This is a genomic window from Nonlabens sp. Asnod3-H03, assembly GCF_045063665.1.
Lineage (GTDB): Bacteria > Bacteroidota > Bacteroidia > Flavobacteriales > Flavobacteriaceae > Nonlabens > Nonlabens ulvanivorans.
This window is the reverse complement of record NZ_JBEFOD010000008.1, coordinates 1-25993: the sequence shown is the minus strand read 5'-3', so window position 1 is coordinate 25993 and position 25993 is coordinate 1. Positions and strand designations below refer to the sequence as shown.

Annotated in this window: 24 protein-coding genes; 7 read left to right on the top strand and 17 right to left on the bottom strand. The window is 37.3% G+C overall.

All coding sequences use genetic code 11. The annotated features are described in order from the left end of the window. Positions 1 to 2 precede the first annotated feature (2 nt). On the top strand, positions 3 to 1310 hold the full coding sequence (gene nqrF, locus ACJJVI_RS03390; protein WP_042247402.1) for an NADH:ubiquinone reductase (Na(+)-transporting) subunit F: 1308 nt from the start codon (positions 3 to 5) through the stop codon (positions 1308 to 1310). A gap of 169 nt (positions 1311 to 1479) precedes the next feature. Here nqrF and ACJJVI_RS03385 read toward each other — a convergent pair whose 3' ends face one another. From ACJJVI_RS03385 to ACJJVI_RS03375, 3 genes are read right to left on the bottom strand one after another with little or no spacing between them, the layout of a single operon-like run. Continuing rightward, positions 1480 to 2814, bottom strand: coding sequence for a sugar MFS transporter (locus ACJJVI_RS03385; protein ID WP_405350341.1), 1335 nt, complete (start codon positions 2812 to 2814; stop codon positions 1480 to 1482). Positions 2815 to 2824: 10 nt separating this feature from the next. Next, positions 2825 to 3808: a N(4)-(beta-N-acetylglucosaminyl)-L-asparaginase gene (locus tag ACJJVI_RS03380; RefSeq protein ID WP_317290185.1), complete on the bottom strand. Its 984-nt coding sequence runs from the start codon at positions 3806 to 3808 to the stop codon at positions 2825 to 2827. 6 nt (positions 3809 to 3814) lie between these two features. After that, on the bottom strand, positions 3815 to 6745 hold the full coding sequence (locus tag ACJJVI_RS03375) for a GH92 family glycosyl hydrolase (RefSeq protein ID WP_405350338.1): 2931 nt from the start codon (positions 6743 to 6745) through the stop codon (positions 3815 to 3817). A gap of 115 nt (positions 6746 to 6860) precedes the next feature. Here ACJJVI_RS03375 and ACJJVI_RS03370 point away from each other — a divergent pair, with 115 nt between their 5' ends. Further along, the gene (locus tag ACJJVI_RS03370; RefSeq protein ID WP_042247405.1) at positions 6861 to 7220 is read left to right on the top strand and encodes a hypothetical protein; all 360 of its coding nucleotides are present in this window, start codon (positions 6861 to 6863) and stop codon (positions 7218 to 7220) included. Next, complete coding sequence (locus ACJJVI_RS03365; protein WP_405350335.1) at positions 7217 to 8251, top strand: FAD:protein FMN transferase; 1035 nt, start codon at positions 7217 to 7219, stop codon at positions 8249 to 8251. Before ACJJVI_RS03370 ends, ACJJVI_RS03365 begins: the two co-directional genes overlap by 4 nt. Here ACJJVI_RS03365 and ACJJVI_RS03360 read toward each other — a convergent pair. The 12 genes from ACJJVI_RS03360 to ACJJVI_RS03305 form a co-directional block, all read right to left on the bottom strand. Then, complete coding sequence (locus ACJJVI_RS03360) at positions 8235 to 9008, bottom strand: class I SAM-dependent methyltransferase (protein ID WP_405350333.1); 774 nt, start codon at positions 9006 to 9008, stop codon at positions 8235 to 8237. The genes ACJJVI_RS03365 and ACJJVI_RS03360 overlap by 17 nt on opposite strands. 28 nt (positions 9009 to 9036) lie before the next feature. Then, complete coding sequence (gene map / locus ACJJVI_RS03355; protein WP_405350330.1) at positions 9037 to 9846, bottom strand: type I methionyl aminopeptidase; 810 nt, start codon at positions 9844 to 9846, stop codon at positions 9037 to 9039. A gap of 131 nt (positions 9847 to 9977) precedes the next feature. Continuing rightward, a complete protein-coding gene (locus ACJJVI_RS03350) occupies positions 9978 to 10337 on the bottom strand; it encodes a cupin domain-containing protein (RefSeq protein ID WP_036584272.1) in 360 nt (119 codons plus the stop codon). Between the two features lie 49 nt (positions 10338 to 10386). Further along, positions 10387 to 10968 (bottom strand): thioredoxin family protein, encoded by a 582-nt coding sequence (locus ACJJVI_RS03345; protein WP_405350326.1) that lies wholly within the window; start codon positions 10966 to 10968, stop codon positions 10387 to 10389. A gap of 4 nt (positions 10969 to 10972) precedes the next feature. Beyond that, a complete protein-coding gene (gene gpmI / locus ACJJVI_RS03340; RefSeq protein ID WP_397301449.1) occupies positions 10973 to 12487 on the bottom strand; it encodes a 2,3-bisphosphoglycerate-independent phosphoglycerate mutase in 1515 nt (504 codons plus the stop codon). Between the two features lie 163 nt (positions 12488 to 12650). Next, on the bottom strand, positions 12651 to 13856 hold the full coding sequence (locus ACJJVI_RS03335; protein WP_405350323.1) for an NAD(P)/FAD-dependent oxidoreductase: 1206 nt from the start codon (positions 13854 to 13856) through the stop codon (positions 12651 to 12653). Further along, a complete protein-coding gene (locus tag ACJJVI_RS03330; RefSeq protein WP_405350321.1) occupies positions 13846 to 15291 on the bottom strand; it encodes an aldehyde dehydrogenase in 1446 nt (481 codons plus the stop codon). Before ACJJVI_RS03330 ends, ACJJVI_RS03335 begins: the two co-directional genes overlap by 11 nt. Before the next feature lie 140 nt (positions 15292 to 15431). Continuing rightward, a complete protein-coding gene (locus ACJJVI_RS03325; RefSeq protein WP_405350320.1) occupies positions 15432 to 15836 on the bottom strand; it encodes a RidA family protein in 405 nt (134 codons plus the stop codon). Between the two features lie 15 nt (positions 15837 to 15851). Then, a complete protein-coding gene (locus ACJJVI_RS03320) occupies positions 15852 to 17246 on the bottom strand; it encodes an FAD-dependent oxidoreductase (RefSeq protein WP_405350317.1) in 1395 nt (464 codons plus the stop codon). An 11-nt stretch (positions 17247 to 17257) separates the two neighbouring features. After that, positions 17258 to 17725 carry a hypothetical protein gene (locus ACJJVI_RS03315; RefSeq protein ID WP_405350315.1) on the bottom strand — a complete coding sequence of 156 codons (468 nt, stop codon included), beginning with the start codon at positions 17723 to 17725 and terminating at the stop codon, positions 17258 to 17260. Between the two features lie 114 nt (positions 17726 to 17839). Continuing rightward, complete coding sequence (gene kynU, locus ACJJVI_RS03310) at positions 17840 to 19102, bottom strand: kynureninase (protein WP_405350313.1); 1263 nt, start codon at positions 19100 to 19102, stop codon at positions 17840 to 17842. Then, positions 19102 to 19770 (bottom strand): hypothetical protein, encoded by a 669-nt coding sequence (locus ACJJVI_RS03305; RefSeq protein ID WP_042247428.1) that lies wholly within the window; start codon positions 19768 to 19770, stop codon positions 19102 to 19104. Before ACJJVI_RS03305 ends, kynU begins: the two co-directional genes overlap by 1 nt. 105 nt (positions 19771 to 19875) lie before the next feature. On the opposite strand from ACJJVI_RS03305, the gene ACJJVI_RS03300 reads away from it, so the two are divergent. Beyond that, on the top strand, positions 19876 to 21159 hold the full coding sequence (locus ACJJVI_RS03300; RefSeq protein ID WP_405350310.1) for a multidrug effflux MFS transporter: 1284 nt from the start codon (positions 19876 to 19878) through the stop codon (positions 21157 to 21159). A gap of 75 nt (positions 21160 to 21234) precedes the next feature. On the opposite strand, the gene ACJJVI_RS03295 is transcribed toward ACJJVI_RS03300, so the two are convergent. Continuing rightward, entirely contained in the window at positions 21235 to 22134 is a 900-nt protein-coding gene (locus ACJJVI_RS03295) for an anti-sigma factor domain-containing protein (protein ID WP_405350308.1), read from the bottom strand. Between the two features lie 127 nt (positions 22135 to 22261). Here ACJJVI_RS03295 and ACJJVI_RS03290 point away from each other — a divergent pair, with 127 nt between their 5' ends. From ACJJVI_RS03290 to ACJJVI_RS03280, 3 genes are all read left to right on the top strand, one after another. Then, entirely contained in the window at positions 22262 to 22963 is a 702-nt protein-coding gene (locus ACJJVI_RS03290) for a response regulator transcription factor (protein ID WP_317290167.1), read from the top strand. Between the two features lie 2 nt (positions 22964 to 22965). After that, positions 22966 to 24453: a sensor histidine kinase gene (locus ACJJVI_RS03285; RefSeq protein WP_397301429.1), complete on the top strand. Its 1488-nt coding sequence runs from the start codon at positions 22966 to 22968 to the stop codon at positions 24451 to 24453. Positions 24454 to 24551: 98 nt separating this feature from the next. Next, positions 24552 to 25268 carry a pirin family protein gene (locus ACJJVI_RS03280; protein WP_405350304.1) on the top strand — a complete coding sequence of 239 codons (717 nt, stop codon included), beginning with the start codon at positions 24552 to 24554 and terminating at the stop codon, positions 25266 to 25268. On the opposite strand, the gene ACJJVI_RS03275 is transcribed toward ACJJVI_RS03280, so the two are convergent. Further along, positions 25252 to 25758 (bottom strand): GTP-binding protein, encoded by a 507-nt coding sequence (locus tag ACJJVI_RS03275; RefSeq protein WP_405350301.1) that lies wholly within the window; start codon positions 25756 to 25758, stop codon positions 25252 to 25254. The genes ACJJVI_RS03280 and ACJJVI_RS03275 overlap by 17 nt on opposite strands. Positions 25759 to 25993: the final 235 nt, after the last annotated feature.

Sequence of the window (25993 nt, the reverse complement as noted above, 5' to 3'; positions counted from 1 at the left end):
GAATGATATTAGCAGCAGGAACTACGGGAACGATTATTGCTACAGTAGCAGCGTTTTTACTATTAACCTTGTTATTAGTAACGCTTCTTTTAGTAGTAAAGCAAAAATTATCTCCATCTGGTCCAGTGACCATTAACGTGAATGGAGAAAGAGATTTAACGACTGGATCTGGTAGTACTTTATTAAGTACATTAGGTGATAATAAACTATTCTTACCATCTGCATGTGGTGGTGGTGGGACATGTATCCAGTGTAAGTGTATAGTAAAAGAAGGTGGTGGAGGAATACTTCCTACTGAAGAGCCACATTTCTCACGTAAAGAAATCGCCGAAGGATGGAGATTAGGTTGCCAGGTTAAGGTAAAACAAGACATGGTGATTGAGATTCCTGAAGAGGTTTTTGGTATTAAGAAATGGGAAGCAGAAGTAGTTCGTAATTATAACGTTGCCTCTTTTATTAAAGAATTTGTAGTGCGTCTTCCAGAAGATATGCATTATGAAGCTGGTGGATATATTCAAATCGAAATTCCAGAATGTACTGTGAATTTTAAAGATATGGATATCACAGCTCACCCAGAAGAGCATGATACAGCAGACAAATTTCAAGCAGAATGGGATAAGTTTAACTTATGGCCACTTGTAATGAAAAACCCGGAAACTGTTGAAAGAGCATATTCTATGGCTTCTTACCCTGCAGAAGGTCGTGATATTATGTTAAATGTACGTATTGCTACGCCGCCATGGGATAGAGCAAAGAACGGATGGATGGATGTAAATCCTGGTGTTGCTAGTTCTTACATATTTAACCAGAAACCTGGTGATAAAGTTGTAGTATCAGGTCCTTATGGAGAGTTCTTTATCAACGAATCTGAAGCAGAAATGCTTTATGTAGGTGGTGGAGCAGGAATGGCGCCTATGCGTTCTCACTTGTATCACTTATTCCGTACTTTGAAGACTGGTAGAAAAGTGACTTATTGGTATGGTGGTCGATCTAAACGAGAATTATTCTACTTGGATCACTTTAGAGCATTAGAAAAAGATTTTCCTAATTTCAAATTTTACCTTGCATTGTCTGAACCATTAGAAGAAGATAATTGGAAAGTAAAAGACGGTATAGATGGTGAAGGTGATGGATTTGTAGGTTTCATTCACAACTGTGTAATTGAAAACTATTTAAATCATCATGATACACCAGAAGATATTGAGTTATATTTCTGTGGTCCACCATTGATGAATCAAGCGGTTCAAAAAATGGGTGAGGATTTTGGAATTCCAGATGAGAACATCAGATTTGATGACTTTGGAGGATAATAATCAATTTTATCTCAATCATAAAAAACCCGACTTTATAGTCGGGTTTTTTATTTTATAGAATCGAGATATCCTCATTATTAAGAGTCTCTGACCTACAGATTGTTCAGTGAATATGTTATTTGTGCTAGGTCAAACTGATTTATAGATAATGATCTATAGTCGGTTTTTATACTTTTCTTTTCGTTAAGCCATAATAGGCGATATAACCATAACAAAATGTGAGACATAGAAAAGCAATTCCTAGTCCTTGACCGGTTAGATTACCATCTTCATCAGTACTCATGGCATCAGCTATTGTTCCTATAAGCTTTGGTATAATAGCTCCACCGACAATTGCCATTACTAGTAATCCTGAAGCTTGTGCTTTTAAATTATCTAGTCCATTTAAAGCTAGACTGAAGATAGTAGGAAACATGATCGAGTTAAATAGTCCTACCGCTAGTATGGTAAACATGGCAGTCGTTCCATTACTGCTCACTGATATAACTATCATTGTTATAGCAAGTAATCCGAAAATCATGAGTAATCTGCCACTACTAATAAAACGCATTAAAAAAGCTCCAATAAATCTACCAATCATCGCTCCACCCCAATATAGCGTTACAAACGATCCTAATACAGCTTTAGCATCTAATTGATCAATGTCTTTACCGACTAACAGAAACGAAGATAGACCTCTTAAAAACTCGTTGTTTTTAATGTTTTCTATTACATCGAGTTCTTGAAAATAATTGACCAAAAAGCTGCCGATTGAAACTTCAGCTCCTACATACATGAATATACCCAACATTCCAAATAGGAATTTTTTATTACTTAATAGTTGAGAATATCCACCAACTGGAGCTACTTTAATTAAAGAAGGTAGTTTTTTCCAACCAAAAATAGCGGCAAGTGCAAATAGTATGAGTGCGATTATGATAAATGGTTCTTGAACCGTTAATGCCTCACTCGCATAATAATCTAAGCGATCTGACTCATTGAGTTTCTCAATCGCTTTACTGTCCATTACGGTATCACTTAGTAAAAATAAAGCTCCAATTATAGGTGCTAATAAGGTTCCGAAACTATTGAACGCTTGTGATAGATTAAGTCTGCTTGAAGCTGTTTTCTCATCACCTAGTAGTGTGACATAAGGATTTGCAGCTACCTGTAATAAGGTAATCCCTGCTGCCAATGTGAAAAAGGCGGTAATAAATATCCAAAACTCTCTCATGCTTGCAGCTGGATAAAATAGTAAACAAGCTATTCCCATAGTACATAGTCCTATCACAATTCCACGTTGATATCCTATTCTTTCAAGTAAAAAACTTGATGGTATGGCAAAGCAGAAAAATGCTCCAAAGAATGCTAGTTGTACCATTATGGATTGTCCATAACTTAACTCAAATACATCTTTCAATCTAGGTACTAAGGCATCCACTAAAACGGTTATAAAACCCCACATAAAAAATAAGGTCGCCAAAAAGGCAAATGCTGTGTTGTAATTATTTTTTGATTTCATTGGTATGTTTCTATGAGTCCAGTGTTGCTGCTGATGTTATACGTGAATTAGTACCATCTTTATACTGCATCATTGCAAATCCAGGATGAATACAGTAACTGCCAGTTTCCCCTTTCTTATTGAGAGCGATATAAGCTACTTGAAAATTTTCTATGTTTTTATTTTTGGTAACGATGCGTTGTACAGCTTCTTCACAAGCTTCTTGTGGTGTTTTACCTTGTCTCATCAATTCAACAATTAAAAAACTACCTACGGTTTTCATGATTTCCTCACCCATTCCAGTAGCAGCGGCGCCACCTATCTCATTGTCTACAAACAAACCGGACCCAATTATAGGAGAATCACCTACACGACCTTTCATTTTATATGAAAGTCCAGATGTGGTACAAGCTCCAGCGATATCACCATGTTGATCCAAGCATAGCATTCCTATGGTATCATGATTTTCTATGTTAATAATAGGTTTGTATTCGCTAGTTTTGAGCCATTCTCTATAAGCAGCCTCTGAAGAATCGGTAAGTAATTGCTCTGCTTGAAAACCATTTTTATACGCCAGTTCTTCGGCGCCTTTACCAGCTAACATGACGTGTGGAGTTTCTTCCATGACAACTTTAGCCAATGCAGCAACATTAGTAATGTTTTCAACGCAAACTACAGCACCACAATCACCGTTTGAATTCATTACACAGGCATCTAAGGTTACGTTACCTTCTCGATCTGGTGCGCCTCCTTTACCTACTGTGGTGTTTTTTATGTTTTCTTCTTCTACAGCTACACCTTTGATTGCTGCATCAAGTGCTGCCATACCAGATTCTAATGCTTCACCAGCAGCTTGATTTGCTTTTGTAAAACCCCAAGTGCAAATAGCTACAGGTGCTGTTTTATTTGTCATAATCGATTTATTTGTTGATTCTACACACGACAGTAATGTAGCGCCCAACGTAAGCGCTGCACTACCTTGAGCTGTTTTTTTTATAAATTGTCTTCTTTTCAATCTGGGTTAGTTTATGTTAATTTCATCTATGAAAATCCATGAGGTACCGTCAAAAGGATATCCCAAATGCCACTCAGGTAATTTCCCATATGTAGTGGCTTTCATTTTAATAAACTTAATTTTATCCTGAATGTCAGGAGTTTCTAGGCGAGGTCTAAAGACTTTAGACACTTCTTCTTTTCCTGTTTCTGGTAAATTACGATTTATGATTTTTACCATTTCACCATTTTCATTGTAGAATTCAAAAGTTACAGTCTTAGGCCAGAAAATCCAACTGCGTTGATCTTTTAAGAAACCTACTTCTATACTACTAATTGTTCTAGGGTTGCCTAAATCTATAGTCACATTTAAGTCTTCATTCTGAGTTCCTTGCCAGGCTCCAGAACGGAAATCTTCAGTTCCTCTCATGCCATCGATTAATGCATTATTACCACCAGCGCTATACTCGTTTGCATAAGAATGCCCAAGAGTCACCTTCATGTTTTTATCATATTTATAAAAAGCGGTGGTAACCATTGGACTTTTTTTATCTTCCATACGAGCTATCACAGATAATGTTCCCGCATTATATAAAGTAATAGGGGCTTTATATTCTTGCCATGCAGACTCATCTCTGGAGAAGAACATAGTTGCATTTTCATTAACCTGATTTAAATGAATGACGGTAGAGTCTGCAAATGCGATTTTACCTTTTTCTATAAATGGAGGTGTGATAATAAGTTCATCTTTAATAGAAGATACTGGCCAGTTTTCTTGAACTGTTCCCCAATCGGTTACTTCGTTACTCATCTCAAACGCTAGCGTACCACCGTTCATAATAAGATCGTGAGTTATGTGAGAGTTGTAGTGTGATTGAGAATTCGCTTTCGCGGAAGCGATATACTTACCATCACCATGCTTCTCTATAGTGAATTGCTTTCCGTTTTCCAGATTGATCGTCGCTTTGTCAAAAAGAGGTGTTCCTATCACATATTCATTTGATCCTGGAGTCACCGGATAAAACCCTAGCGAACTGAGTACATACCAAGCGCTCATCTGTCCACAGTCTTCATTACCAGACACTCCATCTGGCGCATTGTGATAGAGTGAGGTTAATATTTCATAAACTTTCTCTTGGGTTTTATACGGTTTGCCTACATAGTTGTACAGATAAGCCATATGGTGGCTAGGTTCATTGCCATGTGCATATTGACCTATAAGACCAGTAATATCTGCTTGATGACGTCCTGAAGTTTTAATGGATGCATTGAACATTTCGTCTAGATGTTTTTCATAAGCCGCATTTCCTCCCATTAATTTAATATGGCCAGAGATGTCCTGTGGTGTATATAAGCTATACTGCCATGCGTTTGCCTCAGTGTAATTAAAGTTCACCTCTTCAGGCTTGAATGGTGCAAACCATGTATTGCGCATTCTACCTTGAAGAAAACCTGTGGCTGGATTATATAGATTTTTGTAATACTGTGCTCTTTGAATATAAGTTTTGTAATCGTCAGGTTTTTTTAATTCTTGAGCCAGTTGTGCAATGGTCCAGTCATCATAAGCATATTCTAGCGTTTTAGAAACAGACTCACTTTCCAATTCTACGGGAATAAATCCTAATGATTTATAAGAATCTAAGCCTAATTTATCTCTAGTTGCACTGTGTTTCATAGCCTCAAAAGCTAGGTCTACATCATAGTCGCGTATTCCTTTCATGTAAGCATCGGCTATTACAGGTACGGCGTGGTAACCTATCATACAGCCGGTGTAATTACCGCTCAAATCCCAGATGGGCATAATGCCACCTTCCTTATATTTAGCAGTAAAGGTGTTGATAAAATCATTAGTTCGTTCTTGTTCAATAATGGTATATAATGGATGAGCAGCTCGATAAGTATCCCACAATGAAAATACTGTGTAGTAATCAAAATCTTGTGTTTCGTAAATTTCTAGATTCATTCCTCTGTAACGACCATCTACATCTTGATATAAATTTGGAGCAATCATGGTGTGATATAGAGCGCTGTAGAAATTTACTTTGTTATCGTGATTATCATCTTCAATAACGATTTTATTTAACTGTTTTTCCCAAGCATTGTTTGCCTCATTTTTAATAGTGTCAAAATCTTTTTCACCTATTTCAGCTTCAAGATTGCGTTTTGCTCCTTCTTCATCTACTGGACTTATTCCTATTTTGATGGTGACTGGTTCATTATCGGGATTGTCCAGTTCTAGGGCTTCAATTTCTGGTGTAGTTATGTACTTACGATTCCAGTTTTTAATAGGATGCGATGTTTTTATATAGAAATAGAGCATTTGCTTAGTAGCCCATGCATTGGAATATCGTTTTCCAGTAATCTCAGTATCGGATAAGAATTGTACATCATGCTCCAGTAATTTATCTCTATGTAATAAGTCTAGGATGACGTATTGGTTCTCGCTTTCGCGAAAGCGATATTCATGCATTCCTGCACGTTCTGTAACTGTTAATCGCACGTCTATATCAGTATCGTCCAGATGCACTTCATAATATCCTGGACTTGCTTTTTCATTATCGTGAGAGAATTTTGAAGAGTAGCCTTCTTTTCCATCGGCACCGTTGTGTAGAATAGGCTTTGTAGTAGGCATCAAAAGAATATCGCCGTAATCGCTTACTCCTGTTCCGCTTAAATGAGTATGTGAGAATCCATAAATCATATCGTCTGTATAATGATAACCACTACATCCATCCCAACCATCGAGTCTAGTGTCTGGACTTAATTGCATCATTCCAAAAGGCATCGTCGCGCCAGGATAAGTGTGCCCATGTCCACCAGTTCCTATGAAGGTGTTGACGTATTCTGTAAGTGGTCTGTCTGTTTTTGCTACAGAATTGTCAGTTATGATAGTTTCATTTTTCTGTTGACAGGAAAACATAAGAATTGTAAAGAGTGCGCATAGTACTATTCTTTTCATAGGTGCAGAGTCAGTTTGTGCCTAAATATAGTCATATCTAGATTTTTAATAAGCCGCTCGTGGTTTTAAGTAAACCTTTATAGTCTATTGATGAGTTAGTGACTATTTTTGTAGTATGACACCACTTACAGAACAAGAACTGCATCAACTAGCGATGAATATCGTAGGTAAGGAAATGGAAGAATTAGGTTTTGAATTTATATCTATAAATTCTAAGCCTAAAAAGAATCCACAGTTTGTGGCACTCAAGGATAAAATATTACATTTTGTAGTAGTACGAGCGATTTCTTATCCTGCAAACCCAGTTGAGTATGATCAAGTATTTATGAATAAACTTAAAGATCATGGCATTAAATTTAAAGCGCGAACTTATTATGCTGGTGTAGGGCTAGCTAATTCAAAAAATTACGAAATACCAGTACATCACGAAGAAGATTATACCGTTAATTTTGCAGGCCTAATTGAAATCAAATGAAAAAACTAATTCTATTACTTATCCTTATAGTAATCTCTTGTGAAAAAAAACAGGAACTAACCGTACCGCAAACTTTTGTAGGCAATGCGATAGGCACCACTTATGGAATTAAAGCTTTTCATGATGTGCCGCTGGAGCTTACAGAAGATATAGACGCAATAATTGATATGTTTAATCAAAGCATGTCTACTTGGGTACCTGGATCTGATATAAATAGAATTAATGATGGAGATTCTACTGTTGTTGTAGGTAAGGCATTTAAAGAAGTTTTTGATGCCGCTCAAGAGATCTATCGCAAGACTGATGGATACTTTGATCCTACAGTCGGAAACTTAGTGAACGCTTACGGATTTGGAGCAAATGGTGAACAAACTAATATTCCATCACAAAAACAAATTGATAGTCTATTACAGTTTGTAGGTTTTTATAAAATGGATATACAAAAAACTGCAATTGATGAAGGTTACCACGTGACAACTACACAGCCAGGAATGTATCTAGAGTATAATGCCATTGCCAAAGGTACGTTAGTAGATTATATCGCTAGAATGCTTGATAAAAAAGGAGTTGAGAATTATATTGTAGAGGTAGGTGGTGAGGTAATTACTAAAGGTGAAAATCTAGAAAAAGATGCACCATTTCTAGTCGGTATTAATGACCCTAAAAGCGGCGCTCAAGGAACTAAGACTCTCATGGCTATTAATTTAGAAGATAAAGCCATGGCAGGTAGTGGAAATTATCGCAAGTATAAAGTTGATGAGGCGACGGGAATCGAGTACGTACATACCGTAAATCCTATAACAGGACTAGCGCAACCATCACAGGTCATAGGTGTTAATGTCATTGCAAATAATTGTACACTAGCAGATGGCTATGCGACAGCTCTTATGGCTATGCCATTAGAAAAATCTAGGGTACTGCTCAAAAACATACCAGAAATCGAGGTTATTATAATGTATATTGATGATAATGGAATGCTGCGATTTGAACTCACGCCAGGTTTTAATCAATATATTAAACCACAGATTTAGTGACTACAGGGATTAATTCTCCTTTTGCTAGTCTGTATTTATCCACTTCGTCTGTAGACAGGTGTGCTGTGTAATCAACGGCATTTACATCAAATCCTATGAATGTTAAACGGTCAAAATAATCCATTCCATAAACTCGCACATGGTCATACTGGCCAAAAATCCTAGCGCGTTCTTCTTTATCTGTTATAGAATCATCTTCAAAGGTTACGTCTCGGTCATTTTCTAACGGAATTTGTAAAATGGCTTTTCCACCAGGTTTTAAGACGCGATACAATTCTTTCATTGCAGTCTCATCATCAGGAATATGTTCTAAAACATGATTACATAGTATGAAATCATAACTGTTATCTTCAAACGGTAGGTTACAAATATCTGCCTTGACATCTGCTAGTGGAGAAAGTAAATCTGTTGTGGTGTATGTTATAGTTTCGCTTTCGCGGAAGCGTTTATAAAAACATTGTTCCGGTGCAAAATGCAATAGCGATTGTGGGCGAGTAAGTAAGTCTGTTTCTCTATTAAGGTACAACCAAAGTAAACGGTGACGTTCTAAGGATAGAGTAGAAGGAGAAAGGACATTTTCTCTCACGGTTCCGTAGCCATAAGGTAAAAAGCTTTTAAAAGATTTCCCATCTATAGGATCTGTATATCGATCACCACGATACCACCACGCCATTAGTGGGCGCACCCAATAGCTCAAGCTAATAAGCCATGGCCTTGGGATAAGGTTGAGAAAGAATTTGAAAAGTTTTTTCATTTATCGTTGAACCTATATCACTCCTTACTTAATCTTTCCAGCGATAAGGATCTTCTTCGTTTGAAGTAATTCCTAGTACTTCATAGATATAATCAAACGTACTTAACAAACGAGGTTCTCCATCTACAATGGCGATATCGTGCTCAAAGTGTGCACTAGGTTTCATGTCACGAGTTTTAATAGTCCATCCATCTGGATAGTGCTTGATGTCTTTAGTACCTAGATTAATCATAGGCTCTATAGCAACAGTCATTCCTTCTACAAATTTTTTCCCGCGCCCACGTTTTCCATAATTAGGCATTTGTGGATCTTCATGCATGGTGCGACCTAGTCCATGACCTACTAGTTCACGTACTACACCATAACCAAATCCTTCACAATAATTCTGGATGGCATAACCTACGTCACCTACACGATTCCCTACACGGAATTGCTCAATACCCAAGTACAAAGAATTTTTAGTACGATCTAATAAATCTTGCGTCTCTTGAGGAATTTCGCCTACTGCAAATGTATAAGCATGATCTCCATAAAATCCCTCTACGATGGCACCGCAGTCCACAGATAGTACGTCACCATCTTTTATTTCTACATCTTTTGGTATACCGTGTACTACCTCTTCATTAGGTGAAATAAGTAGTGTACTAGGGCAATCATATAAACCTTTAAATCCTGGAATAGCTCCATGATCGCGTATAAATTCTTCGGCCATGGTGTCTAATTTTAAAGTAGTAACACCAGGTTTGATCTCGGCAGCAACCATAGCAAGTGTTTTACTTACCATAAGTGCAGCACGACGCATTATTTCTAATTCTTCTCGAGTTTTAGTAACTATCATAGATTGTAATAAAGTGCAAAAATAGCAATTCCAAACGCGATGCTTTTAAAAATCAAAATTAAAAACACATAGGAAAGCTTGTTTTAGTAAGCGTAAAGAACACTAAAGAATATTAAGGCTGATTTCTGAAATCATATCCAGTCTAACTCATCTTTAGTTAACTCATGTTCTATATCGCCAGTATGTGCTGTGCTTGCAGGTTCAAATAGCATGACATGAACTTCTTCATGCGCAATAGGTTTATGTTCTACACCGCGTGGTACGATGTACATTTCTCCTTCTTTAAGAGTAATCGTTTGATCTCTAAGTTCAATGATTAATTGACCTTTCACCACATAGAATAGTTCATCTTCATTCTCATGTTGATGCCATACAAATTCACCTTTAAGTTTTGCAAGTTTTACTTGTTGCCCATTAAGCTCGCCTATAATCTTAGGAGTCCAGGTTTCTTGAAATAAGGTGAGTTTTTCATTCAGATTTATCGCGCTCATAATTCTTCTTAAAAAGAAACCCAGCATTTGCTGGGTTTAAAGTAGTCATTTAATTATCGTAAGAATGTTTATAAGGCACTCCAGTTACTATTTTTAAAATATCCTTTTCTAGACTTTCTCTTGGTCGTTCTACATATCGACCTATTTCCTGTCCACCGCGATAAAAGATAAAAGTAGGTACTCTTACTACATTATAACCAGACACTAATTCTTCTGGTTTTGATTTTGATCTATCTACAGTAATTAGTGTTAGATTTTTTTCTTTAAAACCTACTTCATCTAATAGTTTATAAAACATAGGTGTTTCACGTTTTGAATCGCCGCACCAAGTTCCCATATAAGCTCTAATTTCAACATCTTTCATAGCATCGGCTAGCGTGTTTTTTGTTTCTTCGTCGAGACTGTATGCGTTATAACGTGGTGTGAACCATGTTGAAAATGGCTCTTGCATAAAAGCATCCTTAGTTTGAACACCAGATAAATGCCCATTAACTAAAACTGGTGTTTTAGGTGGTTCTGGTGTTGCTGGTACTTCAGGTTGAGCAACACTTGCTTCTTTTTCTGTTGCTGCTTTTTGTGTTCCACAACTAGCTAACAGTATTACGGTTAATAATAGTATAATCTTTTTCATAGGGTTAAAGTAACGAATTTTGAGTCATTTCTTCAGGTTGTTTAACACCTATTAACTTTAATATAGTAGGAGCTATATCACCCAAGATGCCGTCCTTAACTTCTTTCAAATCTTTATCTACTAAAATAATAGGTACCGGATTGGTCGTGTGTGCAGTATTTACAGATCCATCAGGATTAAGCATTACCTCGCAATTTCCATGATCAGCAATAACAATAATGGTGTAATCTTGTTCCATTGCAGCTGTTATGACATCATGTGCTGCTTGATCAACAGCTTCACACGCCTTTACTGCAGCCTCCATAGAGCCTGTATGGCCTACCATATCAGGATTTGCAAAATTAAGACATATGAAATCTGCAGCTTGTCTGTTAATTTCGGGTATGATACTACTTGAAACACAATCGATGGACATTTCGGGTTGCAAGTCATAGGTTGCTACTTTAGGAGAGTTACACATAATTCTTTCTTCTCCTTTAAATGGTTTTTCTTGACCACCATTAAAAAAGAAAGTCACATGTGGATATTTCTCAGTTTCGGCAATACGTATTTGTGTTTTACCAGCAGCAGATAGTACCTCACCTAGAGTGTTTTTTAAATTATCTTTTTCAAAGATGACTTTTACATTTTTATAACTATCATCATACTTTGTCATGGTCACATAATATAAATCTAGCGCATGAGTATTTTGCTCGTGATAGTCTTGCTGAGATAACATTTGAGTTAACTCACGACCACGATCCGTACGATAGTTAAAGAATATGATAACATCACCATCTTCAACAGTAGCTACAGGTTCTGTTCCATTAAGAACCACGATCGGTTCAATAAATTCATCAGTGACACCTTGATTATAAAACTCTTTAACAGAATTAGTAGCATCGTGTGATGGTTGTCCCATTCCGTGAACAATAACATCATATGCTTTTTTAACACGATCCCATCGCTGGTCTCTATCCATGGCAAAATAACGTCCTGTAACAGTTGCCAGTTGTGCATTAGTTCCTGAGATATGCTTTTCCAGATTTGCAATGTGACCTGCGCCAGACTTTGGGTCTACATCGCGTCCATCAGTAAATGCATGTATAAAAACATCTTCTATTTCATGACTTTCAGCTACATCTAATAATGCTTTTAAATGGTCTATATGCGCATGAACTCCACCATCAGATAATAATCCTAAGAAGTGAACTTTTTTGGAATTCGCTTTCGCGAAAGCGAGTGCATCAACAAGAACCTGCTCATCTTTAAGCGTATCTTCTTTAATGGCTTTATTGATTTTGGCTAGATCTTGATAAACAATACGGCCAGCACCTAGATTCATGTGGCCTACTTCACTATTTCCCATTTGCCCTTCTGGTAATCCAACGTGCTCGCCGTCTGTGCGCAGTGTTGCATGTGGATATTTATCATATAGACTATCTATAAAAGGAGTCTGTGCTTGAGCGATGGCGCTAACTTTTGGGTCTTGAGTGATTCCCCATCCATCGAGAATCATTAATATCGTTTTCTTGTTCAATGTCTTTCTTTTGAAAGCTAAAGTTAAGAAAAGCGATTTTTTAAAATGATGATTTGTGAATAAGATTGCGCAATCGGTTTCGGTAACGTGATAGCTAGTATTAGAACTATAATGCTAAAATTTTCTAGGTCTAGTTCAAAAAAATAACAAAGTTTATAGTCTATCAATCAATTGAAATCGACTGCGCAATCATCCAGCCGCCAGTCCAGGCATTTTGGAAATTGAAGCCACCAGTAATGGCATCTATGTTGAGAACCTCACCAGCGAGATAAAGGTTTTCTTGTTTTTTAGAAGCAAAAGTTTTAAAGTTGATTTCTTTTAAATCCACACCACCAGCGGTGACAAACTCTTCTTTAAAAGTGCTTTTACCATTAATAGAAAATGTGCTAGCAGTTAGAACAGTAGCCAAGTTTTGTAAATCATTGTTTGAACAATCTGCCCAGTTTTTTTCTGTGAGGTTGATACTTGCCACTAAAAACTTCCAAAGCCTTTTAGGTAGATCAAATAACCACTCGTTTCCGACTTGCCTTTTACTAGAACGTTGTGCTATTAGAGTTTCATAGCAATCTTGTCTAGAAATGTGATTCAACCAATTAATGACTACATCAAACTTATAATCTGATTGATTTAATTCTCTTGCGCCCCAAGCGCTCATTTTTAAAATCGCTGGACCAGAAAAGCCCCAATGCGTGATTAATAAAGGACCTTGAGATTCTAACTTAAGTTGCGGAATCTCTACCGTTGCCTCAAGAGCAATTCCTGCAAGCTCTGTAATTTTCTTGTCTACTATATTAAAGGTAAATAAAGAAGGAACAGCTCTTTCTATGGAATGACCTAATTCACGCATCATCTCCCAAACTTTAGGACTACTACCAGCAGTGATTACTAGGTTTTTACAAGCAAATTGTTCTTCTTTAGTATATACGTTCCAGTTCTCTTCTTTATTTATGGAAGTTACATTATGGCTGGTTAAAATTTCTATGTTGAACTTTTGTGCGAGCTCAAGAAAACAGTTAATAATGGTCTGAGAAGAATCTGTAGTAGGAAACATACGTCCATCTTCTTCTATTTTCAATGTCACGCCACGTTCTTCAAACCATGCAATAGTATCTCCAGTCATGAAACTATGGAATGGACCTAATAATTCTTTCTCACCACGCGGATAGTTTAACGATAGCTCTTTAGGAATAAATTCGGCATGAGTGACATTACAGCGTCCACCACCAGAAATACGTACCTTTTGAAGTACATCTTTCCCTCGTTCAAGAATTGCGATTTTAGCTTCAGGCAATCGCTCTGCAAGATTAATGGCTGTAAAAAATCCTGCTGCGCCGCCGCCTATGATGATGCTGTGGTAGTTAGTATTCAATACAAATATTCTTAGGTTCGGTGAAAAAGTTCAAGGCTTCAAATCCGCCTTCACGACCTACACCGCTGTCTTTAACACCGCCAAAAGGTGTGCGTAAATCACGATTTAACCAGGTATTTACCCATACGATGCCGGCTTCTAGTTCATTACTCATTCTCATCGTGCGGCTCAAATCGTTGGTCCATAATGTGGCGCTCAATCCATAACGTGTGCCGTTTGCAAGTTCTAGTGCGTGCGCTTCATCCTTAAACGGCATGATGGTTACCACTGGTCCAAAAATCTCTTCTTGGTTCAATTTACAATCATTCGACTGGACTTCTATGACCGTAGGTTCTAGATAATAGCCACCTTCGTGACCTTCTTTAAGAATCGAATTTCCTCCAGATAGTATGGTGTATTCTTCGGGATTCGCTTTCGCGAAAGCGATATAATCCAAAATCTTATCTCTATGAGCAGCACTGACCACAGCACCTACTTTGGAGTCAGGCTGATTAGGATGACCTACTTTGAGTTGTTGTACACGAGCAACAAAGTCTGTCTTGAATTTCTCATAGAGTGATTGTTCCACTAGGATTCTACTACCACACAAACAGATCTGCCCTTGATTTGCAAAGGAAGATCGTAGGGTAGTGGTGAGCATTTTATCATAATCACAGTCGGCAAAAATGATGTTAGGATTCTTGCCTCCTAGTTCTAGCGATAATTTTTTAAACATAGGAGCTGCCGTTCTAGCGATATGTTCGCCAGTAGTCGTTCCACCTGTAAAACTAATGGCTTTAATGCCTGGATGAGCTACAATCGCCTGACCGCAACTACCGCCTAAACCGTGTACTATATTGAGGACACCAGCCGGTAATCCTGCTTTTTTAACAATTTCTCCTAATAAAAATGCGGTTGCTGGAGTGACTTCGCTAGGTTTTGCCACCACACAATTTCCTGCTGCAATCGCTGGAGCAATTTTCCAGCTGAATAAATACAAAGGTAAATTCCATGGCGAGATACATCCTACCACGCCTATAGGTTTGCGCATCGTAAAATTCATCGTGTTTTTGCCTACACTTTCATGTGCATCACTAGAATACTGCGTAATCGCGTTTCCATAAAAACGGAAGTTTGAAGAAGCACGTGGTATATCTACAGCGGTAGCAAGCCATAATGGTTTCCCGTTATCACGAGATTCTGCTGCGGCGAGTTGTTCTAGGTTTTCTTCAATCAGGTCTGCGATGCGCAACATGATTCTGGAACGTTCATCAATACTGGTAGTGGACCAATTTTTAAAAGCAGCGTTTGCGGCTTGATAAGCTTTCTGAACATCATCTTCATTAGAATTAGGAATCTGTCCATAAATTTGACCGCTTGCTGGTTCATAATTATCGAGCCATAATCCACTTAGTGGAATGTGCTCATTGTTATTGATGAAGTTTTTTAGGTCCATGTTCTTTTGGTTTGGTTTGGGCGGATTCGTCATCTATTTTGGACGGAATTAATTTCGCCCTTACCACTATTTTCTATAGTTTATTTGCGCTTTACAGCTTATAAAAATTATTCAATTTAAACTTATCCTTAGGTTTAAACTTAAATCGGCTTATAAGCCATCGCTTTAATCTCAATCAGTAAATGCGGATGCGGTAATTGATGCACGGCAACTGTGGTTCTGGTAGGTCCATCGTAATCGAAGAACTCTCCATAAGTTGTGTTATAACCGCCAAAATCGTTCATGTTTACTAAGAAGGTAGTCACATCAACTACATCTTTAATAGAAGCGCCTTCCGTTTGTAGGATAGCATCTATGTTTTTTAAAACCGCTGCGGTTTGTGCTTTTATATCGAGGTTAGTCGTTCCCATTTCGTCCACTTCTACGCCTGCAAAAGTATTGTCTTTTCTACGGCTGCTGGTTCCTGAAACAAATAAGAAATCGCCCACGCGCTTGATATGTGGATATTTTCCTCTAGGTGTTGCTTTATCTTTTAATACTGCCATTATTGTTATTTTAAATTATCCTCGCAGCCACAACACCTCTTCGGTCTTTTGCTGGATGGATTTTAATAAATCGTTTATATCGTCTTCTACTTTTATTTGGTCGTTTTCTAGCAACCATAAAATCGCTTTGTCTTGCGCTCGTCCACGCAGCATGGCTTCTCGATAGCTTATTCCTTCATCAGGGAAAGTTACGAGTGAGTATTTAGATTGGTATTCCGCTTTCGCGAAAACTGCTTCTAAACGCATCTCGATTTGCCTTTTCAACTGGAAGTTAGGATTTGCCACGCTATCTCTCATTTCTACAAAATTGTCCAAAGCAAGGTCTGCAATAGCATCGGCATCTGGTTTTCTTGTTTTTGAAAAGGCATCGAATGCGTCTGACCAATTCTCGTGTTGGTCTAACATCTCGTCAAAAACGACTACGTCTTCAAAACTAGCATTCATTCCTTGACCATAAAACGGTACAATGGCGTGAGCAGCGTCACCCATAATCAAACTAGTTCCATAAGCCGTCCACGGTGAACAACGCACAGTTCCTAGTGGCGGAGCTGGATTTGTATGGTATTGCTCTATCAAATCTGGAATGTGTTCCAACACATCTTTAAAATAAGTCGTGAAGAAATCGGTGATTTCTTGGTCAGTTTTAATCTTGTTGAATGCTGGTCCATCGCCGTCGTATTGCATGAACAAAGTAAGCGTGAAACTACCATCGAGATTAGGTAAAGCAATCAACATAAAACCACCACGTGGCCATATGTGCAAGAAATTTTTCTCGATACGCCATTTCCCATTTTCTGTAGGCGGAATGTTCAATTCTTTATAACCGTGCGGTAACCAGTTCATACTATGCGAAAACAAAAAGTCTCGCTGTTTCATCATCGCTTTGCGCACCACAGATCCTGCACCGTCAGTTCCTAGAACGATATCGGCGCTCCATTCTTTCTCCGTATCAGTTTCAGAATCGTGGTAGGTGACCGATGCGTTTTTTAAATCTACAGATGTTACCGCGTCATCAAAGTCTATTTGAACATCTTCGTACTTATCGGCTTCATCGAGTAGGAGTTTATTCAATTCTTCCCGTGATATAGAATTGATGTACTCACCTTCACGACCACTATAGTTAGAAGCAAAGGTGTTTCCCTCTACATCATGTATTAATCGACCATGCATAGGAATACACAACTCGCGAACTTTTTCTTCCAGACCTACTAGTTTTAAACCAGCCAGTCCACGATCAGAAAGCGCGAGGTTAATAGAACGACCACCATCCACAACTGCTTTGCGCATATCTGGTCGCTTTTCTAATATATCTACATGATAGCCTCTTTGTGCCAGTCGAAGTCCTAATAGTGAACCACAAAGTCCAGCGCCTGTGATGAGGATATTTGTTTTTTTGTTAGTTGTTTTCATTATTTGTATTCCTAATTGAAAAATGACAATAAATCTTTTGGGTTAGATTCAAAAGTCGAGGTTTTTAAATGAGTTAGTCGCACTAACTCAAGATTATTTTTGCCTAGAATAAAAGCCGATTTGGCTTTTATTTCAAAATTGTTATTGTCTAATGTGATGTAATTTCTGGTGTAAGTTAAGTCGTTTAAGTGAACTTCAGACTTCGTTGTTTCGGTATCAACATTCCATGTTACTTCTTGAACAATAGACATATCAATCGGCCTTTTCTTAATGAATCTAAGCTTAAGTATTTGAATGAATAATGAAACAAAAGCCAGAAAAGCAAAACTACTCACTGCAAACATCAAAATAAACATTGAATATTTCCATTCTATTTCTTTAAATATAAATAGCAAAAAACATATAACCATTCCTAGAAGTGCTGCGTTTTGAAGCCTTTGGACTAATTTATAATGTTTAGTAATAACTTTTACTTGCATTTATCGGTTTACAGTTCTTAAAATGAATCTTCGACAAGCTCAGACTGACATATTTATTTTCAAATACTCGTGTCACACTGAGCTTGTCGAAGTGCGATTTCATAGAGCTTATTATTATAACTCTGACTTCAACACATCCACAAATCTCCAGCAGTCTTCAAAATTGTTATATAAAGGAACAGGAGCTATACGTATCACATCTGGTTCACGCCAGTCAGCAATAACACCTTTTGCGGTAATGGCGTCAAATAATGACTTGTCAGCATTTTTAACGGCTAGGGATAATTGACAACCACGATCTTTTGGTTCGCTAGGTGTGATAATCGATATGCGGTCACCATCTAATTCGCCTACTAGGTATTCTAGATAGTTGGTTAATTGGATAGATTTTTTTCTCAAATTATTAAATCCTGCTTGAGCAAATAGATCTAAACTTGCTCTTATGGCTACCATACTTAATATAGGTGGATTGGACAATTGCCAGCCTTCGGCACCGTGCATAGGTTCAAAGTCGTCACGCATTTTAAATCGTGTGTCTTTATTGTGTCCCCACCAACCTGTAAATCGTGGTAAGTCATTATTACTCGCATGACGTTCATGTACAAAACAACCACCCAAACTACCAGGACCTGAATTCATGTACTTATAGGTGCACCACACTGCAAAGTCGGCTCCAGAATCGTGCAATTGCAAATCTACATTACCAGCACCATGCGCACAGTCAAAACCTACCATGGCTCCAGCAGCATGGCCTAACTCTGTAATTTTTTTTAAGTCAAAAAACTGGCCTGTATAATAGTTTACAGCACCTACCATAATTAAGGCAATCTCATCGCCTTGTTCTTTAAGAATTGTTTCTAGATCTTCTAATCTTGGTGTATGCTCGCCAGTTCTAGGTGACCACTCGATAATATTTTCTTTATCATCGTGTCCGTGAAATTGGACTTGGGACGCAACGGCATAGCGATCACTAGGAAAAGCATCTGCCTCTATGATTATTTTAGTGCGCTTGCCTTTAGGCTGGTAAAAACTGACCATCATTAAATGAAGGTTAGTTGTAAGCGTGTTCATTATGACCACTTCGTGCGGTTTTGCGCCTACAACTTGTGCGGTCGTCTCTGTAAGAAACTCGTGATAAGGCATCCAAGGATTCTTTGCATGAAAGTGTCCTTCTACACCTAATTTTGCCCAGTCATCTAGTTCTTGATTCAGAAAGGTTTTGGTCTGGCGAGGTTGTAAGCCTAAGGAATTACCACATAAATAAATGGAGTCTGTGCCATCGGTATGTTTTGGTATATGGAAGCTTTCGCGAAAGCGAGATAAAGAATCGTCTTGATCTAATTGTAATGCGTAATCTCTGGTAGTATTGAATTCCATTATTTGTTGAACTCTATGTTAGTTAAATGAATGCGTGTCATGCGGTCTGGAGTACGATGATCTGTTGCTACTTTTATACCGTTGATGGTATCAAATTTTTCAAATGTGGTCATCATACCTATGGTGGTATCATTTTGTTGTCTATAAACCCATTCTCTCAAATTGTGTTTTTTATCATAGTAAACATCATATGCGTCACCAGGTGTGTAACCACCATCATTGCTATACACAATGGTAAACATATCAAGTGTGTCCTTTGAAATAGGCGCGACAGTATTGCTCTTTTCAACGATTTTTGTACCACTATCTGTGATGAATTTAAATTCTGGTAATAGCCAGTAGATGTCATTTACAAAAGCACGGTCTGCACTGGTTTGTATAGAATCCATAGGTTGACGGCGATTATAATGTACGGTATCTGGTGATGCGATAAGAGTTACATCACCAGTATGGCGATTCCACGTCCAGTTACGGTCATATAAATTACGTCCCATTTTACCAACTGAAAAGGTGAATTTCACTTCTTTAATAGCGTCCCAATTATCAAATCCTGCTGCTTGAGCGACTTGTTCCGTATTAGAAAGGGTCTTTTTTCCTTCCTTCTTTTCAGCGTTTTTACAACTGTAGATTGCGATAGTTATTAATAGAAGGGTAATCGTCTTTTTCATCATTTTCAACTTTGGCTTAAAAGTACAATTTATCTAGTGGTTATAAAATCGTAAACCTTTCCTAATTGTATGCTTTAGGCGTTCTCAAAAAAGTAATTTTGCAAGGTGAAAGTTAAACAAGTAGATAAAGAAAACGTAAGTAAAGGAAGGAAAACCAGTGTCATATTAGTGTTAGGAACACTAATAGCCATAGGACCATTTTCTATAGACGCCTATTTGCCTGCCTTTAAACAAATTGCTGGAGACTTTAAGGTAGATACCAGTGCGATAGGTTTCACTTTAACCACTTATTTTATAGGGATAGGTTTAGGTCAACTTGCTTATGGTCCATTAATGGATCGGTATGGTAGACGTAGACCACTTATTGCTGGATTAATTTTATATATCACAACTAGTGTTTTAAGTGCTTATGCATGGGATGTTTCTTCACTAGCAACCTTGCGCTTTTTTACAGCTTTAGGAGCTTGTGCAGGTATGGTAGCCAGTAAAGCAATTGTAAGAGATTTATTTGATGATGATAAAGTTGCTGAGGTGTTGAGTACCTTAATGCTTATCATGGGAATTGCACCTATCATTGCACCTACCATTGGTGGCTTTATTATAGAACATTATCACTGGGATATGATATTTTATGGGCTAGCAGGTTTTGCAGCCTTAATGTTGTTTAACGTGGTTTTTATTCTTCCTGAAAGTTCTAAGCCTAACCTTGCGACTAGTTTGCATCCAGTTCCGGTATTGAGAGAATACTGGACTATTTATAAAGACAAAGCCTTTTTCTTATTTTCAACTGCTCGAGGTTTTGTGATAGGTGCTTTACTAGGCTATGTGGCTGCGGCACCATTTATTTTCTTGGACTTTTTTGACATGGCACAAAGTGATTTTGCGATTATCTTTGGTAGTAATGCTGCTGGGCTTATTGCTGGTAGCCAGATCAACCGATTTTTATTAAGACGTTTTACGACCTTTCAAATCACTTATACGATAAGTATTTTGCTAGTGGTAACCACTTTACTTTTAGTAGGACATATCAGTTTCTTTGAGCCGCAATTCTGGGTAGTGTATCCTTTATTATTTTTAATGATGACATTTATCGGGTTTCAAAATCCTAACGTTACAGCGCTTGCCTTACAACCATTTACGTTAAGAGCTGGTAGTGCTAGTGCATTTGTAGGTGCGGTGAGTATGATTTTTGGTTCCTTTGCGAGCTGGTTTGTGTCTAGTTATGTGACAGTTTCATTATTGCCGCTAGCCTTAATGCTTGCAGGATGTGCATTACTAGGATATGCTGCGATAGAAACCTTTAGGATAAAATATGCTCGTGGATACGCTTTCGCGAAAGCGTATTTAAAACATCCATACGTAAGTTTAAAAAGAGAAAATGCGTCTTAAAAAGAAATACCCCACAGAATCTTAAGATTTGTGAGGTACTTCAAACTAACCAACCAAAGTTATCTTCATATTTCTTTATTTAGTTACGGTTCCGGTAGGGAAAGAAACGGTAACATTATTACTGAAAGATTGTGAGTTAGGAGCAGTATCTGGTCCAGCAATTGCTGCAAGTGGCTTTAATGTAAAAGGTGCTGGAGAATTATCTGGTACAGGCTCTACAGTAATTACTACATTACGACCGACTACACTAAATGGTAATGATTCACCCATAGGAAGGTTGTTGAAAAAGTCTTCTCCTGGTACTGGTGGTCCAGCATTGTTTTGAGTTCCTGAAAATCCATTACCAGAGTCTACAGATGAGAAATCTGTAAATGTACCTGTAGAAAGTGCTCCAGCATCTCCTACAACCCAGCCTTCATAAATCCATCCCGCAGGTAATGTAGGTAGGTTGAAGTCTGCAGTAGGTGGCATGCCAGGTAATCCAAACCATACACCGTTAGTATCGTTTCCATTGTTTGCTGTTCCTGCTGGCTCATCTGTAGGAGTTCTTAAAAAGAAACTACCGCTGGCGGCACTGAAATCACCTGGTGCTGGACCAAAATTTGTTGAAAGACTAGCAGTGTCATTATTGAATTCTCCTGCGATGTATTTTGAGTCTGCAGGTGCTGGATCTGGATCTGGACTAGGTTCAATAGTTAAAATAAATGCAGTTGCAGCATCTAGTGTTGCCGCGTCTACAGTAAATGATGTCTGGCTTAAATTTCCACTATCATCTACAGTAAATACACCCGTTGTTATAGGTGAACCATCAACCATTACCCATCCTTCATAAGCAAATCCTGATCCTAGATCTTCTAGACCTTGTAAGTCGAGAGTTAAATTTTTTGTGGCTATATTACCGCTGTTATCGTCATCGTTATTACAACTGGTAAATGTTAATGTAGCTGCTGCTAATAGTGCTAAATACTTTTTCATTTTTTTTAAGTTTGATTATTTTACTGTACAAACTAATGATTATGATATCCCATTAGCGTCACGTAATTATCAACTTTTATCGCAATGACGTGATTGTTTTGTGATATACTTTGTGGACTTTTATCCTATGGCAAATCAAATATTAATTGTAGAGGACGATCTAGAGATTGTGGATCTACTAGAGATACACATGAAAGACCTTAATGCTGAGGTGGAAAGTGTTAATGATGGATTAAGTGCATTAGAAAAAGCACAGCATAAAGATTATGATTTAATTCTATTAGATTTATCTATTCCTAAACTTAACGGTGTAGAAGTGTGTCGAGAACTACGTAAGACTAAAAACACACCTATCATAATGGTTACCGCTAAAACTGAAGAAATAGATAAGGTACTAGGGCTAGAGATAGGTGCAGATGATTATATCACTAAACCATTTTCTATACGTGAATTAAAAGCGAGAGCAAAAGCTGTAATGAGAAGAAGTGATGCGGCTAATCAGCAAACGAGTGACTCAAAATCTGCAGAATTAGATTTTGGAGATTTGAAAATTAATATTGAAATGCGTCGTGTCACTTTAGAAGGGAAGAAAATCGATCTTTCCCCTAAAGAATTTGACCTTCTTATACTGCTAGCAAATTATCCTGGTCGCAGCTATAGTAGGTCAGAATTATTGGATGTTATATGGGGTTATAATTTTTCTGGTTATGAGCACACTGTAAATTCACATATCAATAGGCTGCGTGCAAAAATTGAACCTGACATGGGGAATCCTATTTACATATTAACTACTTGGGGAATAGGTTACCGATTTAATGAAGATATATAACTATGAGTAAGCAATCTACATTAACCCCTAAACTAGTTTTTAAACTATGGCTCGCGCTATCTCTATTGATTTTAGGTATGGCGGCTTGTTATATTTTAGTAACGACCTATTTTTCTAATCAACATCATCTCGCTACACAACAAGAAATTAATGCGCCACTAGCGCAACATCTGATAGATGAGAAATTTGCAGATGCTTCTCCATTTATGGAGGACGGTTCCGTTAATAAGGCTGTGTTTGGCGATTTAATGCATGATATGATGGCAGTAAATCGCAGTATCGAGGTGTATTTATTGGGCATCGATGGTGAAGTTTTACATTCGGTTGTTTTAGAACATAGTCCAAAGGAGCCAGCTCTATACGTGGACACTAAACCTATAACTGATTTTATTGAATCTGATTACAAGGGTTTTTGTTTAGGTGATGATCCAAGGGATCGATCAGAGCGTAAGATTTTTTCTGTGGCACCTTTTGAAAATAACGGCAGAAATGGATACATATATATAATACTCTCAGGAGAAGCTTATCAGCTTGCTAGTAGTAATATATTTAATAAGTATATTAAGAGTTTTGGTCTAGGAGCAATTGCTTTGACTACATTTTTCACTCTATTGATAGGTTTTGTCTTGATCTGGTTTATCACAAAAAACTTACGTACGATTACTCAAGTAGCTCGTAGGTTTAAGGAAGGAGATCTTAATGCGAGAATAGAAGATCCAGAAAAAACGGATGTTGCTGTTTTTGCCCATACTTTTAACGATATGGCAGACACTATCAACGAAAATCTGGAAGAGATTAAATCTGTCGATGAATTACGTAGACAATTAATAGCAAATGTTTCACATGATTTAAGAACTCCACTTGCAGTCCTAAAAGGATATGCTGACACTTTACAAGAAAAATCGAGTAGCTTAACAGAACAGGAGAAAAACAAATACTTAAATGTGATAAGCTCTAACAGTGATAAGCTTACTAATCTGGTCGAACAATTATTTGAGTATTCTAAACTAGAAGCAAAGCAAATAGAACCTTTAATGGAGCAATTTTCAATAACAGATTTGTGTCTGGATTTAGTTTCTAAATATGATATTCTGGCTAAAAAGAAGAATATAGACCTTAGTATCGCGGTAAAGAATAATGAAAATATATTAGTCTATGCAGACATAAGTCTTATCGAGCGGGCTTTACAAAACTTAATCGATAATGCCTTGAAGTTCACACCTGATAATGGATCTATAAGGGTTGAGTTAGAAAAGTCAGGAGAGCAGTGCTTAGTTAAGGTTAACGATTCGGGTATAGGTATCGCGCCTGAGATGCAATCCAGCATTTTTGAACGTTTCAAGCAGTCTAGTGAAAGTTTTGCAAAGAATGGAGCAGGATTAGGATTAGCGATAGTTAAAAAAATACTTGATTTACATCAATCTACAATTACCGTTATGAGTAAACAAAATTCAGGTAGCACATTTAAATTTAATCTTCCAGTAGCTTAATGTTATCTCGCTTTCGCGAAAGCGAGTTATAAATGACAAATTGTCCTCAATATATTTGTTGGTACAAGTATTGTTTGTTTTGTGGTGAAAAAATAGATATGAAAGCAACGGTGCATAGAGCTGAAGATAGAGGATATGCTAACCATGGATGGTTAGAAGCAAATCATAGTTTTAGTTTTGCTAGTTGGTATAATCCTGAAAAAATTAATTTTGGTGCGCTACGTGTATTGAATGATGATCGTATTGCTGGCGGAGCAGGATTTCCAAAACATCCTCATAATAATATGGAAATCATAACTATTCCATTAAGTGGTAAATTAGAGCATGAAGATAGTATGGGGAATAAGGCGCAAATTGCAGCAGGAGAAGTTCAAGTAATGAGCGCTGGAACAGGAGTGACACATTCTGAATATAACGCTTTACAGAATGAAGAATTGAAGCTGTTTCAAATTTGGATTTTTCCTAATAAACAAAATGTAGTTCCTAGGTACGATGAGCTTCAATTAAACCTAGAAGATAGAGTCAACAAGTTGCAACAAATATTATCGCCAAATCCTGATGATGATGGAGTTTGGATTCATCAAAATGCGTGGATGTATGTGAGTAACCTCTATAAAGGTAAAGAAATCATATACACCATTAATATGAAAGGGAATGGAGTTTTTGTAATGGTGATTAGTGGAAAGGTTAACATTAATAATCAATTTCTCTCTTCTAGAGATGCTATTGCTATTGAGGATGCAACTTCATTTACTGTCCATTCGCAACAAGACTCGGAATTATTATTAATTGAAGTGCCTATGATTTTTCAATAGGATTAATTATAGAATAGAAAAATGTATTTAGTTCAAGCATTTGTTTGTTAGCCTTTTTCTTTCCAAATCGACCAGCAATATAAAAGGATAACCATATAAAGATTAGCAATAAGGCTGATACAAGAGCTGAATTTATACTATTGTGAGTTGCTACCATAGTATATCCCCAAATGATAGTTCCCAATAAAAGTATTGCCACAATAAAATGTAGAAACATGAACATAGTCCATACAGTGGGTTTGGGTCCATATAAGCCTCGTATTTCCGTTGTCATATCGTTATTCTGTAATTCTAAATGTAATTGTGGAGACCAGAAACGCTGTTGCTTTTTTGGGATTCTAATGAAGATGTGCTGGTCACTAGAAGAAACTTTGTAGCCTTTTCTATTGAGTTTGGCTTTTTTAAATTGGCTATTCACTAAAGATATATCACAATCTAAAGTTACAGTAAAACGAGGTCTTAATATTGTAGTGTTGTTTAGTTCCTTCATTTAATTTTAATTTAAGATTTGTTGAAGATTCTTCATAAAAGAATTTTCAAATTAAGTAAATATTGATAATAGTTCATTGATAAATGATCTTAGGGCACACATAATTTAGTTAAATCATTTTCGTAATGACTTGTTTGTTTGTGTTTTACGAATTATTTTAATTTAATTTGGCAAAAAGTTTGGTTGGTAGAGAAAAACGTGAGTATATTTGCACCCGCTTTGCAGCAGACGTGAT